At 69.4% G+C, this 12,509-nt stretch carries 12 protein-coding genes; 6 read left to right on the top strand and 6 right to left on the bottom strand.

Annotation, left to right across the window (positions count from 1 at the left end):
• The first annotated feature begins 99 nt into the window (after nt 1-99).
• On the top strand, nt 100-1,737 hold the full coding sequence (locus tag G528_RS0107355; protein WP_051198451.1) for an acyl-CoA synthetase: 1,638 nt from the start codon (nt 100-102) through the stop codon (nt 1,735-1,737).
• Here the strand turns inward: G528_RS0107355 and G528_RS16750 are convergent, their stop codons facing one another.
• A complete protein-coding gene (locus tag G528_RS16750) occupies nt 1,738-3,603 on the bottom strand; it encodes a BCCT family transporter (protein WP_084638094.1) in 1,866 nt (621 codons plus the stop codon).
• A 155-nt stretch (nt 3,604-3,758) separates the two neighbouring features.
• Between G528_RS16750 and G528_RS16745 the strand changes: the two genes are divergently transcribed.
• Nucleotides 3,759-4,358 carry a HEAT repeat domain-containing protein gene (locus G528_RS16745; protein WP_035719279.1) on the top strand — a complete coding sequence of 200 codons (600 nt, stop codon included), beginning with the start codon at nt 3,759-3,761 and terminating at the stop codon, nt 4,356-4,358.
• Nucleotides 4,359-4,365: 7 nt separating this feature from the next.
• Complete coding sequence (locus G528_RS0107340; RefSeq protein WP_026918411.1) at nt 4,366-5,403, top strand: MerR family transcriptional regulator; 1,038 nt, start codon at nt 4,366-4,368, stop codon at nt 5,401-5,403.
• Here the strand turns inward: G528_RS0107340 and G528_RS16740 are convergent.
• The gene (locus G528_RS16740) at nt 5,385-5,969 is read right to left on the bottom strand and encodes a DUF488 domain-containing protein (protein ID WP_051198478.1); all 585 of its coding nucleotides are present in this window, start codon (nt 5,967-5,969) and stop codon (nt 5,385-5,387) included. The two genes, G528_RS0107340 and G528_RS16740, sit on opposite strands and share 19 nt — an antisense overlap.
• 257 nt (nt 5,970-6,226) lie before the next feature.
• Here G528_RS16740 and G528_RS0107330 point away from each other — a divergent pair, with 257 nt between their 5' ends.
• The 3 genes from G528_RS0107330 (at nt 6,227) to G528_RS0107320 (ending at nt 8,616) form a co-directional block, all read left to right on the top strand.
• On the top strand, nt 6,227-6,808 hold the full coding sequence (locus G528_RS0107330) for a hypothetical protein (protein ID WP_026918410.1): 582 nt from the start codon (nt 6,227-6,229) through the stop codon (nt 6,806-6,808).
• Between the two features lie 83 nt (nt 6,809-6,891).
• A complete protein-coding gene (locus G528_RS0107325) occupies nt 6,892-7,566 on the top strand; it encodes a YoaK family protein (protein ID WP_425402220.1) in 675 nt (224 codons plus the stop codon).
• A 72-nt stretch (nt 7,567-7,638) separates the two neighbouring features.
• On the top strand, nt 7,639-8,616 hold the full coding sequence (locus tag G528_RS0107320) for a hypothetical protein (RefSeq protein WP_051198450.1): 978 nt from the start codon (nt 7,639-7,641) through the stop codon (nt 8,614-8,616).
• Between the two features lie 78 nt (nt 8,617-8,694).
• On the opposite strand, the gene G528_RS0107315 is transcribed toward G528_RS0107320, so the two are convergent.
• From G528_RS0107315 to G528_RS0107300, 4 genes are all read right to left on the bottom strand, one after another.
• The gene (locus G528_RS0107315) at nt 8,695-9,441 is read right to left on the bottom strand and encodes an amino acid ABC transporter ATP-binding protein (RefSeq protein WP_026918407.1); all 747 of its coding nucleotides are present in this window, start codon (nt 9,439-9,441) and stop codon (nt 8,695-8,697) included.
• 2 nt (nt 9,442-9,443) lie between these two features.
• A complete protein-coding gene (locus tag G528_RS0107310; RefSeq protein ID WP_026918406.1) occupies nt 9,444-11,192 on the bottom strand; it encodes an ABC transporter substrate-binding protein/permease in 1,749 nt (582 codons plus the stop codon).
• Nucleotides 11,193-11,293: 101 nt separating this feature from the next.
• Nucleotides 11,294-11,626, bottom strand: a complete 333-nt coding sequence (locus G528_RS0107305; RefSeq protein ID WP_026918405.1) for a histone-like nucleoid-structuring protein Lsr2 — start codon at nt 11,624-11,626, stop codon at nt 11,294-11,296.
• 97 nt (nt 11,627-11,723) lie between these two features.
• Nucleotides 11,724-12,509 (bottom strand): hypothetical protein, encoded by a 786-nt coding sequence (locus G528_RS0107300; protein WP_051198448.1) that lies wholly within the window; start codon nt 12,507-12,509, stop codon nt 11,724-11,726.

Here is a 12,509-nt window from a genome sequence, read left to right as displayed (position 1 = left end):
CGACGATTCCGTGCGACCACGCTCGAACCCCGCACGTCGATCGCTACCGTGATGGGCATCACCATCCGGTGAGCGCGCACGAGACCGACGGGACGGGCCATGACGTTGAATACACCGACCAGCACCGCACCGACCAGCACCGCACCGGCCGACCGGGGGATCGGCGGGTGGCCGACGATCCATCGCGAACGTCACCCCGACCGGGTGGCGCTGATCGATGCGGCCGACGGCGCCACCACGACGTTCGCCGACCTCGACCGCCGCACCGATGCGCTGGCCCGCGTCCTGCACGGCAGGGGAGTCGGGGTCGGCGACCGCGTCGCCCTCGTCACGCTCAACAGCCCGCAGATGCTCGAGGTGATCCTGGCGACGGCGAAGCTCGGTGCCGTCTGTGTGCCGATCAACTGCCGACTTCAGGCCGCGGAGATCGGCTACATCCTGGGCGACTCCGGGGCCACGATCGTGTTCGTCTCACCGCAGACCGCGCCGACGGTCCAGGCGGCCCTCGAGGGGACGGCCGTCGCCGAGACGATCGAGATCCCGTCGGCGGCACAGCGCGCCGCCGGCGAGTCGTCGCGGTACGAGGAGCTCATCAGCGGTGCGAACGCCGAACGACCGGTGGTGGACGTGGCCCCCGACGACCTCGCGATGCTGATGTACACCTCGGGAACCACCGGCTTCCCCAAGGGCGCGATGCTCACGCACGGCAACCACCAGTGGAACGCCATCCACAATGCGACGGCCATCGAGGGGATCGGCCCGCTCGACGTGAGCCTGGCGGCCGCCCCGCTGTTCCACATCGGTGCGCTGGGCATCTACACGCTGCCGTTGCTCTACATCGGCGGGACGTCGGTGATCCTGGAGTCGTTCACCCCGGACGCATGGCTCTCGGCGGTGGAACGCTACCGGGTCACCGTGGCCTTCTGCGTTCCGGCCATGTGGGCGGCCATCGATGCGGCACCGGGCATCGAGAGCACCGACATGAGTTCGCTGCGCAACGGACTGTCGGGCGGCGCGCCGTGCCCCGTGGTCCTCATCGAGTCGCTGGTCCGCCGGGGCGTGCGGTTCGCCGAGGGCTTCGGACTCACCGAGACCGCGCCCATCGCGTGCGTCCTCGACATCGAGGACACGGTCACGCATGCCGGTTCGGTCGGCAAACCCGTGCTGCACGAGGAGCTTGCGGTGGTCGACGACGCCGGCCGCGAGGTGCCGCGCGGCGAGATCGGCGAACTCGTCATCCGCGGACCCAATGTGTTCGTCGGGTACTGGAACCGACCCGACGCCACGGCGGAGGCGTTGCGTGACGGCTGGTTCCACACCGGTGACCTCGCGACGTGCGACCCGCAGGGGTACTTCCGCATCGTGGACCGGAAGAAGGACATGATCGTCAGCGGCGGCGAGAACGTGTACGCCTCGGAGGTCGAGCAGGTGATGCACCGGCATCCGGCGGTCGCCGAGGTGGCGGTGATCGGCGTGCCCGACGAGCGGTGGGGCGAGTCGGTGACCGCCGTCGTCGCCCGCCGGGACCCGACGGGATCCACTGCAGCAGAATCCACCACAGCAGGATCTACCACGGCAGAGGAACTCATCGCGTGGACGCGCGAGCGGATCGCGCACTTCAAGAGTCCGCGGACGGTGCACTTCGTCGACGCGCTCCCGCGGACCGCCACCGGCAAGGTCCTCAAACGCGACCTGCGGGAGCGGTGGGCACGGGGCGCGTCGCCGGTCCGCCGGTGATCACATGTCGGGGTCGGCCGGTCGGCCGCGCTCCTGACGCTGCGCGATGAGCCCGCGCGTGCGGGAGATGCGGTAGTCGATCCGGTCGTCGAGGTAGTCGCGCAGCGACGGTTCCTCGGGGATGTGGTGGAACACCTCGCCGGTGATGTGCTCGGTCGCGGCGTCCAGGCGCTGCGTGGCCATCTCGAGCTGCAGCTTGCGATGCTCGTACCGCAGACCGCGCACCGTCGCCACACACATCATCGCCAAGATGATGCTGAACGGCAGTGCCGTGGCCAGCGATGCCGCCTGCAGCGAGGTGAGACCGCCCGCCAGCAGCAGGGCGATCGCGACGACGCCCTCCATGCCGGCCCACAGGACACGCGACCACACCGGGGGATTCGGGTGACCGCCCGAGGCCAGCATGTCGACGACCAGCGACCCGGAGTCGGACGAGGTGATGAAGAAGATCGCCACCAACGCGATCGCGATGACCGAGAAGACGGTGCCGATCGGCATGCCCTGCAGAACGTGGAACAGGGAGCCCTCCGCGGAGACCTCGCCGTTCTCGACGAGATCGCCCTCACCGAAGAACTGGCGGTGCAGACCCGAACCGCCGAGGATCGAGAACCAGACGAATCCGACGAGCGTCGGCACCAGCAGGCAGCCGGCGATGAACTGGCGGACGGTGCGTCCCCGCGAGATGCGGGCGATGAAGACACCGACGAACGGCGCCCATGCGATCCACCAGCCCCAGTAGAAGATGGTCCAGTCGCTGAGCCAGTCCTGGCCCTCCTGCCCCTGGAACGAACCGACGTCGAGGGACATGTCGAAGACGTTGGCGAAGTAGACGCCCAGCGATTGCACGAAGTTCTGGAGCAGGAAGAGCGTCGGACCGAAGATCAGCAGGCTGATCATCAGCAGGCCGGCCAGCGACAGGTTGATGTTCGAGAGCCACTTGATGCCCGTGCCGAGGCCGCTGACCACCGACATCGTCGCCAGGAACGTGATGACGACGATGAGGATCGTCAGCATGGTGTTGTCGTAGTCGTCGATGACGCCGATCGACGTCATACCCGAGGCGATCTGCTGAACGCCCAGGCCGAGCGATGTGGCGATGCCGAAGACGGTGCCGAAGATCGCGAGGATGTCGATGACGTCGCCGGCCCAGCCCTTGACGCGCTCGCCGAGCAGCGGCTCGAGACCCCAGCGGATCGAGACGGGACGACCGCGACGGTGGATCGCGTACGCCAGCGTCAGGCCGATGACGGCGTAGATCGCCCAGGGATGCAGACCCCAGTGGACGAAGGTCTGCGCCATCGCCTTGCCCGCGATCTCCTCCTCGGTGCCGTCCCATCCCGGCTTCTGGGCGATGGTCGCGTAGCTCACCGGCTCGCCGACACCGTAGAACACCAGGCCGATGCCCATACCGGCCGCGAACAGCATGCAGAACCAGCTGACGAGCCCGAACTCCGGGGCCTCGCCGTCCTTGCCGAGCTTGATCGACCCGAGCCGCGAGAATCCGAGACCGATCGCGAAGACGACGAAGCACACGATGATCAGCATGTAGTACCAACCGAGGTTGGCGACGATCCAGTTCTGGACCGACTTGAAGAAGTCGCCGGTCTGATCGGGCAGCGAGACCGAGATGATGCACACCGCGACGATCGCGATGATCGCCGGCCAGAACACGGCCGGCGCGATGCCGCCCTTGCCGAGCCGGACGCCCTGGCGTTTGAGCTTCTCGGTGATCTGTTCGTCGGTGTCGTCCTCGGCGACGTGCATGTGGCTGGGGACGGGGAGGACACCGGAGCCGACCTCGGTCACCTGCTTGGTGATCGGGTCGACCAACACCTCGTTGTTCTGCTGTTGTTCGTCGTCAGACATGCCCTCTACCATGCGGTGCCGCCCGTCGCGTATCAAATCGCAGCGCTGTTCGCCCAGTTCGACACGCGTGTCCGAGGCCACGGATAAGGCCCTGCCACCAGGGCTTGACCCTCACACGGTGTCAGGGTCTGAGGTGGAGACCGGAGGTGAGGGTGATGACCCTGGAGATCCGGCGGGCGCTGGGCGCCGCCGACCCGTCGACGAGGCTGGCCGCGGCCCTGGCCGCGGGCACGGAACCCGACGAGGACTTTCCGCGGCCCCTGGTTCGGCGGTGCGCGGTGGAGCCGGACTTCTACGTCCGCGACATGCTGACGTGGGCGCTGACGCGCCACCCGAGTGCGGTGACCGTCCCGCTGCTGCGTGCCGAACTGGACGCCCCGGTCGCACAGGCGCGCAGTCAGGCACTGCACACCCTGTCGAAGATCGGCGACCCGCGGACCGCGGACGCGGTGACCCCGGCCCTGCTGACCGACACCGACGACGAGGTCGCCAGGACGGCGTGGCGCACCGCCGCGGCCCTGTGGCCCGAACGGCGTCACGAGCGTCTCGCTGCCATACTGGCCACACAGTTCGGCCGAGGAGGGCTCGCCATGCACCGCAGTCTGAGTCGCGCATTCGTCATGCTCGACGAGGCCGGCGAGTGGGCGGTGCACGGCGCGCACCGCTCCGCCGACCCCGCCGTCCGCGCTCACGCCGCGGCGACGGAGCGACTCATGGCCGACCCCGAGTCGAGCTTCACCGTCGACGGACTGTGATCGGGCCGTGCGGATCGGAGAGGTGGCCCGCCGGTCGGGAGTCAGCGTGCGGATGCTGCGCCACTACGAGTCCCTGGGGCTGGTGACGGCGGGGGGACGCACGTCGGCCGGCTACCGGGACTACACGTCCGACGATCTCGTCCGCGTCTTCCACGTGGAGGCGTTGAGGATGCTCGGGCTGTCGTTGGCCGAGGCGGGCCGGGTCCTCGACGATCCGGACTTCGTCGAGGACCGGCTGATCGCCCGGCTCATCGCCCGCACCGAGGAACGCATCGATGCGCAACGCGCTCTGCTGGCGCGGCTCCGCAGCGTCGAGGCCTCGGGGGCGGGGGACCGCGACGCGGTGCTCGACGTCCTCGCCCGGCTCTCGGATCTGGCGTCGCCCGCCGCGGGGCGGCGGCAACGTGCGGCCCTCGCATCGGATTCCGGTGCCGTCGACGCCGGCGCCCTCGTGACGGCCCTGCTCGACGAGACCGATCCGAATGCCGCGGGTGCGCTGCGCTGGGCGCTCGCCCGACATCCCGACAGCGGTGCAGAGGTCGGCGGCGTCGACCGGTTGGCCGCGGCACTCGCCGATCCCGCGGCCAAGCGCCGCCGGCGCGCCGTGCACGCGCTCACCGAACTCCCGGGGCCGGCGGCGCACCGGGCGTTGCTGACCGTGCTCGACGACCCCGATCCGGTGGTCCGCCGCCACGCGGTGCTCGCGGTCGCCGACCGGGGCGACCCGACGGTCGTCGACGGATTGGTCGCACTGGTGGTCGCGGGCGACGACGATGTGGCGGCCGCCGACGCGCTCGGCGACCTCGCCCGCCGCCGCGACGATCCCGATGCGGTCGCCGTGCGCCTCACCGCGGCGCTCGACGGCGCCGAGGTCGGCGTCCGCCGCCGTGTGACGCAGGCATTGGGCGAGCTTCCCGGTGCCGCGGCCCTGCGCACCCTGGCCGGGCTGTCCACGGACCCCGACCCGGCCGTCCGGCTCACCGCCCGCCACCTGCGGAGCAGTCGGGGAGCAGCACCGGAGCCCGATCAGGGCGTCTCGGGATAGACCGTTTCGGGATAGACCGTTTCGGGATAGACGAGGGCACCGTCGTCGACGCGGGCCCCGGCGCTGAGTTCGGCGTCGGTGGACTGTCCGGGCCCGGTGACGTGCACGACGCGGTGGCCCGCCGCCAGCAGATGATCGGCGATGATCCGCCGGTGACAGCGCCACCACACGGCCTCCGCGCACATGATCGCGGTCCGCTGCCGGAGCGCCCGCTCGGCCACGGCCGCCAACGCTTCGCGGAACTCCGCGGAGAGCGCATGATCGGCGTAGTTGTGGAAGCTCCGGTTCCGCCACCACGCGTTCACCTCGAACGGCACGTCCTTCGACACGGGTCGACGTCCCGTCAGCGCCGCCTCGCGGTGCAGGTCGACGTCGGCCGCCGCGAGCGTCCGACGGAGCGTGTCGGCGTCGAACTGCGGGAACCGTGATGATCCGGGGAGCCGTCGGACGTCCTCGACGAGTTCGATGCCGTGCTCAGCGAGCAGCGCGACGAACTCGTCGGCCGACCGGGTGGAGTGACCGACGGTCCAGAGCGTCGGCCCCGGACCGGTATTCGACCCCGTCAACACGGCCTCCGGCTGCGGGGCTCGTCTCGGAGATCGTCCGGGGACGCGCGCCGGGTGCGCCCCCTGTCATCGAAGTCGGCGGTGTGCACGGTGATGACGACTCCTCTCCGAGGCTCACCCCGGGTTCGGGGCGCCGTCACCCATTCATACCCCTGATCGTCCATACCCCTGATCGTCATCGCGTAGCCTGAGCGCGGTCCTCACATCGGGACCGTCCCGCACCCCCGGTCCCCCTCGCCGTCACCAGGAGTTCCGTCATGCAGCCCGCCTCCCAGTCAGCCGCCGCCCAGTCAGCCGCCGACCCCTCGTCGACCGGGAACCGCTGGTGGATCGCCGCAGCACTGGCCGGTGCGGCCGTCGCGCTGAGCGGTTGCGGCAGCGATGCGACCGTCGCAGACGGGTCGACGAACGCCGTCACGACCGTGACCGAGACGGTCCGCGGGGAGTCGGGCGGTCCGACGTCGGCCGACGACACCGGGCGGGCCGTCCGCGGCGCCCCGGAGGGCGACGAGTACTGCGCCGAGCACTCGGTCTCGCGCGGACCGGGGATCTGCGTGCTCAAGGGGACCCGGATCGACGGCGACCTCACCCTGTCGTCACAGCGTGTCGTCAAGCTCATCGGGACGCGCGTCGCCGGCTCGGTCCGGGTCGACGGGGCCCGCCAGACGGTGATCACCGGGAGCACCGTGGGCGGCTCGGTGACGATCGTCGGTGCCCAGCACGCCACCGTCGCGCGGACCACGGTCGCCGGCGACCTCACCTGCGATGTGCGGCGGGCCGACGGCGGGGGCAACCGCATCGCCGGCACCGTCGGCGGTGCGTGCTCGTCGATCGGCTGAGCGGACCGCGACGAGGGCCGACCTAGAATGACGGCCATGATCTGCCGGTCGGAGCCGCGATGAGGTCGGCGCAGCGGCGCGAGGTGGGGCTCGCGGTGGCGCTGTCCGGCGTCGCCGGATACCTCGACGCCGTCGGTTTCATCGAGTTGCGCGGTCACTTCGTCTCGTTCATGAGCGGCAACACCACCGATCTCGCGACCCGGGTGGGGACCGCGCAATGGCCCGGCGCCGTCCTGGTGGCGACCCTCATCGGAATGTTCCTGGCAGGTGTCGTGGCCGGCGCGGTCGCCGCACGATTCGGCGACGGCCGCACCACCGTCCTCACCGTCACCGGTGCGCTGCTCGCCGCGACCGCGATCGCAGCCGTCGTCGGCCCGGTGTCGACGGCGGTGACCGTCGGCCTCCCCGTCGCGATGGGGGCGATGAACGCGACCTTCCTCGCGGGCGGCGAGGTCAGCATCGGACTGACCTACATGACCGGCACTCTCGTCAAAGCCGGGCAGCGCCTGGTGGACGCCCTCACCGGCGGACCGCGGTGGCTGTGGCTGCGTCACCTGTCGCTGTGGGTTGCCCTCGCGGTCGGCGGAGTGGTCGGCGCGCTCGTGCATCGGGTCACCGGGTCGGGACCGGCGATCGGGGTGGCCGCCGCAGCGGTCGCGGTCATCACGCTCGTCACGGCGGCGGTCAGGATTCGCGCGGGTGTCTTCGGCACCCGCGTCACACGCCCCGCGGTCCGCGAGCGTCCGGTGGTCCCGTGACGCGGCCCTGAGCTGGAGGCGGCTCTGAGCTGGAGGCGGCTCTGCACTGGGGGCGGCTCTAAGCTGGAGGACATGTCCGACGATTTCAGCGAGACCGGCGATCTCACCGAGACCGGCGAGCACGTGTCGGCGGTGGCGGCCCGCCTCCTCGACGCGCACGTCGAGTTCGAACGCCGCCGTCTGCTCGACCCCGGTGCGTTCGCGGCGACCGCCGAGGAGGAGATCGACGCCGCGCTCGCCGATGCGGCCCGCCTGGCGCTCGAGGAATCGGTGTCCCGCGACATCATCAAGGCGGTCGCCCACAAATACGCGGTCGCCTTCCCCGTGGAGGGCGGAATTCCCGAACTGGCCGGGCGGGTGGCGTCCCGACTGTACGAGTACTCGGCGGCCGATCACACCGAGCTGGGCGAGGTCGTCGACAGGCGTCGGTTCGACGACCTGGCTGTCGGACTGGCCGAGCTCGGCCTGTCCCGGCGGCTCGTCCAACGGGTGCTCGACAGTCCCGCGACCGTCGACGCGTGCGTCGAGGCGGTCCAACGGGCGCTGAACTCGTCGCGGCTGCCCGCTCGGATCGCACCGACCGTCGACTCGGTGGTGGAGCGGGTCGCGCGTCGCGGCGCCCGCCTGGTGTTGGACGCCAATCGGGCCGAAGCCGATCACCTGGTGCTCGACGCCGCCCGCGAGGTGTGGCTGGCCGGAGCCGACCAGAGCGTCAGCGACGTCGGCGAGATGCTCGCCGCCGGGGACGTGGAGGACGCCGTCGTCCTCGCATTCGAGTTCTGGCGGACGTTCCGCGACACCCCGTACTTCGCGGCACTCCTGCGCGAGGGCGTCGACGAGGTGTTCGACACCTACGGCACCGTCGCGCTCGCCGACCTGCTGACCGAACTCGGGATCACCCGCGACGACCTGGTGGAGGAGGCCCTCCGGTTCGGACCGCCGGTGATCGCGCAGCTCGACGCGCGCGGACTCCTCGAGCCGGCGCTGCGCCGCAGGCTGCGACCCTTCTACGAGTCCGCGGAGTTCGCCGCCGCACTCGCCGACGGTTGAGGCGGAGTCACCTCGGCTCGGCGGTCCGGGGCCCGGCGACCTAGAGGACCTGCGACAGGCTAGAGGACCTGCGACAGGCTAGAGGACCTGCGACAGGAACGTCTTCAACCGGTCGCTGCGGGCGTCGGTGAAGATCTGCTCGGGCTCACCGGTCTCGACCACCGCGCCCTCGTCCATGAAGACGACGTTGTCGGACACATCGCGGGCGTACCCCATCTCATGGGTCACGACGATCATCGTCATGCCGCCGGTGGAGAGGTCGGCCATCAACGCGAGCACGCCCTTCACCAACTCGGGGTCCAGGGCGCTCGTCGCCTCGTCGAAGAACATGATCTCCGGGCTCATCGCGAGCGCACGCGCGATCGCGACACGCTGCTGCTGTCCGCCCGACAGCGTCGACGGCCGCGCGTCGGCCTTGTGCTTGAGCCCCACCGTGTCGAGGTGGCGCAGGGCGAGATCGCGAGCCTCATCGCTGCTCAGGCCCAGAAGCTTGTGCGGACCCATCGCGACGTTCTGCACCACCGACTTGTGCGGGAACAGGTTGAACTGCTGGAACACCATGCCGATCCGTCGACGCAGAACATCCGGGTCGTCGTTCAAGACGCTGCGCCCGTCGACGAGGATGTCGCCGGACTGCGGTTCGTGGAGCCGGTTGAGCACCCGCAGAAGCGTGGACTTCCCCGAACCGGACGGCCCGATGACGGTCGTCGTGGTGCCGGCGTCGACATGGATGTCGACGCCCCGCAGAACGTGGTTGGCGCCGAACGAGAGATGCAGTCCCGTCCCGGTCAGCGAGACGGCGGAGCTGGGGGTCGTTGTCGTCACGGTCACGCCTTTCCGGTGCGGAGTCGGCTGTCGATGTAGTTCACCAGATGGGTCAGCGGAACCGTCATCACCAGGTACAGCAGCCCCGCGGCCAGCAGCGGTGTCAGATTGCCGCCGTTGGCGTTGAAGTCCTTGCCGACCGCGAACAGATCACGCTGCGCGAGGGTGAGGCCGAGGAAGTAGATCAGCGACGAGTCCTTGATGAGGACGATGAACTGGTTCATCAAGGCGGGCAGGACCCGGCGGATGCCCTGCGGAACCACCACGAGCGTCATCGATCGTCGATACGAGAAGCCGAGTGCGCGCGCCGCCTCCATCTGACCGGACTCCACACTCTGAATGCCCGAGCGGAAGATCTCGCCGATGTACGCCGCGGCGAGCAGACCGAGCGCGATGGAACCCAGCCAGAACGGGTTGCCGCCGGTGAGGTCCTGCACCACGGGGCCGAACCCGAGGCCGACCATGAGGATCACGACCACGGCGGGCAACCCCCGGAAGACGTCGGTGTACACGCGTGCCGGCCAGCGGAGCCATCGAGATCGGGAGATCCCGCCGACGGCCAGGAGCATGCCGAGAACGGTGCCGAGGACCCCGGATGCGACGGCGATCTTGAGGGTGTTCGGCAGGCCCGTCGTGAACAGTTCGGGGAGGGCCTTGCGGAACTGCTCGCCGTTGAAGAACGTCTCACGGAGCTGGGTGAGAGTGCCCTTCGTCTCGGCTTCGGCGGCCTCGTCGGACCGCTTGTCCGACGTGCCGTTCCGTGCGGCGATCGCCGCGAAATCGGGGAGCTCCGGAGCCGGCGCGGACCGCGATCCCGGCTTCCAGCCGTCGGGAAGCGGACGCGGCGCCCAGTCGCTGTAGAGCCGAGCCCAGGTGCCGTCGGCGATGATCGCGTCGAGCCCGCTGTTCAGGGCGTCGATCAGCTTCGGGTTGTTCTTCGCCACCGCCCACGCGGTGAAGTTGTTGATGCTGAAGGTGTTCTCCAGGATCGTCATCCCGTCGGACGACTGGACGGTGCCCTCGGCCTGCTGGCTCGGTGCCACCCAGGCGTCGATCTGCCCGGACTTCAGGTTCGCGTACGCCGTCGCGTAGTCCGGGAACTTGACCGGCGTCAGGTGCAGGGTGTTGACCACGTAGTCGTCCTGGACGGTGCCCTGGACGACGCCGATGCGAGTCCCGGGACCCAGATCGCCGAACCCTTTGATCGGGCCGTTCGCCCGGCCGGCGAGCGAGAAGTACCCGAAGTCGTAGCCGTTGGTGAAACCGACGGTCTGTCGGCGTTCGTCGGTGGTGGTGATCGACGACGATCCGACGTCGAACCGGTGGTTCGACACCTGGGCGAGCAGCCCCGAGAACTCGGTGCCCACGAACTCCACGCGGAGGCCGAGCTTGTCGGCGATGGCGCGCAGCATCTCGTTGTCCATCCCGGTGAACTGCTGACGCGAGTTGACGCAGATGCTCGGCGGCGCGTCCGAGAGCGTGCCCACGGTGATGGTCCCGGGCGTGATGAGACCCAGATCGGAGGTGTCGACCTCGGACAGCGGCGCGGTGGAGTCGGTGGTGAACTTGTCTGGCGCCTGCGCGGCCGCCGCCAGGTTCGTCGGCGCCGACGACGCGCTCTCGACGCCCGGGGGAGCGCAGAGGCCGTCATCGGGGGACGAGTCCGACGAGCAGGAGGCCAGGAGGGCCGCCAACGCGGCGACCGCCAGCAGCGGCAGCCAGCGTCGATGCGCGGCGGAGAGCACGGTCATGAGTCGTCAGCGTAATCGGCGTGCGCGCAGATCCCGCAATTAAAACCATCGGGACGAAAACGCCCCGACTCGATGAGTCGGGGCGTTCGGGGGACGTTCGGTCAGTGCGCGGCCTGGTACGCGGCGACGATGTCCGCCGGAATGCGACCGCGGTCGCTCACCGAGTAGCCGTTCGCGATGGCCCACTCGCGCACCACGCGGGTGTCGGGGCCGCCACGGCCGGCGGCGCCACGACGCGACGAGCCCGCGCGTCCGGCGACGGTCCGCGAGACGGCCACGTACTTGGCGACGTGATCGCGGAACTCCTCGGCGTGCTCCGGCGACGTGTCGAACTCGTAGTTCTTTCCGTCGAGGCTCCACCGGACGGTCTCGTAGGTGTCCAATTCGGCACCGTCGATGTCGTCGACGATCTGGATGACGGTCTTCTTCGCCATACGCGGAGTCCTCACGTTTCTATGTCGGGAGCATTTCGGACAACAGTCGATGACCGCGATATCCGATGTGGTATTTCGCGGGCAACACTACACGTATTCAACTCGTCGGCGCCACCGAAGACGGCGACGAATCATCAGACGGCGACGAATCATAGACGTCCGACGATGTGGATTGGTCGGACAAACCGAGAAGAGAGCGCGGGGCGCGGTCGCCGGCTTTGATCTCGCGGTATCCGTCCCGCGTGACCGCGAATCCCTTACCGGAGCTGGTTTCGATGCAGTAAAGATCACTGTTGTCGGCCAAACAGGCGAATCGATCGACGACGACGGCTTCCCCCGACGGAACGATTCGTGACCGATACAAGACAGGGTACCGATTGGCGCAGGCGCCCGCTTTCGCCCCGTTCGCGTCGAGAACGGCGTAATCGCGTTGCCAATCACATTTCGAATCGCCGTCATCAGTTCTTTTTCGAGCATTGACGGCGGCGCCCACGCAGGCGAGAGCCTCGGCGCCGCTGTTCCCGGTGGAGCAGCGGATGCTGCGGTCCTCGGTGGAGAAGTGGAATCCGGACGCGTCCGAGCGCTCACCGCTCTCCGACGTCGCTCCTTCGTGATAATCGGCATTGCTGACCCGCGGGGCGGCCTTGATGATGCGCTCGTAACTCCACTCCGCCGAGGTCCGGGTGGAGTCCGGCCCGCGCGACGCGGACGTCGCCGAGAGCGACGATGCAGCCGATTCGGTGCTCACCGGGTCGGTGCCCGGGATGGCGATCCGTCCGGGCTCGGCGTCGTCGTCGAGCAACGAGCACGACGTCACCGTGCTCGCGGCCACCAGCGCCAGGCCGATGACGACCAGTCGGGCTCTCGATCCGTATCCTTGCAC

The sequence above is a fragment of the Gordonia shandongensis DSM 45094 genome (assembly GCF_000423025.1).
Taxonomy (GTDB): Bacteria; Actinomycetota; Actinomycetes; order Mycobacteriales; family Mycobacteriaceae; genus Gordonia; species Gordonia shandongensis.
The sequence above is the reverse complement of the archived record's forward strand: the minus strand, read 5'-3'. Positions and strand labels throughout refer to the sequence as shown.

Coding starts and splice junctions, on each gene's coding strand:
- G528_RS16750 (WP_084638094.1), bottom strand. CDS start 3,603: ATGTCTGACGACGAACAACAGCAGAACAACGAGGTGTTGGTCGACCCG.
- G528_RS16745 (WP_035719279.1), top strand. CDS start 3,759: ATGACCCTGGAGATCCGGCGGGCGCTGGGCGCCGCCGACCCGTCGACG.
- G528_RS0107355 (WP_051198451.1), top strand. CDS start 100: ATGACGTTGAATACACCGACCAGCACCGCACCGACCAGCACCGCACCG.
- G528_RS0107310 (WP_026918406.1), bottom strand. CDS start 11,192: ATGACCGTGCTCTCCGCCGCGCATCGACGCTGGCTGCCGCTGCTGGCG.
- G528_RS0107305 (WP_026918405.1), bottom strand. CDS start 11,626: ATGGCGAAGAAGACCGTCATCCAGATCGTCGACGACATCGACGGTGCC.
- G528_RS0107330 (WP_026918410.1), top strand. CDS start 6,227: ATGCAGCCCGCCTCCCAGTCAGCCGCCGCCCAGTCAGCCGCCGACCCC.
- G528_RS0107320 (WP_051198450.1), top strand. CDS start 7,639: ATGTCCGACGATTTCAGCGAGACCGGCGATCTCACCGAGACCGGCGAG.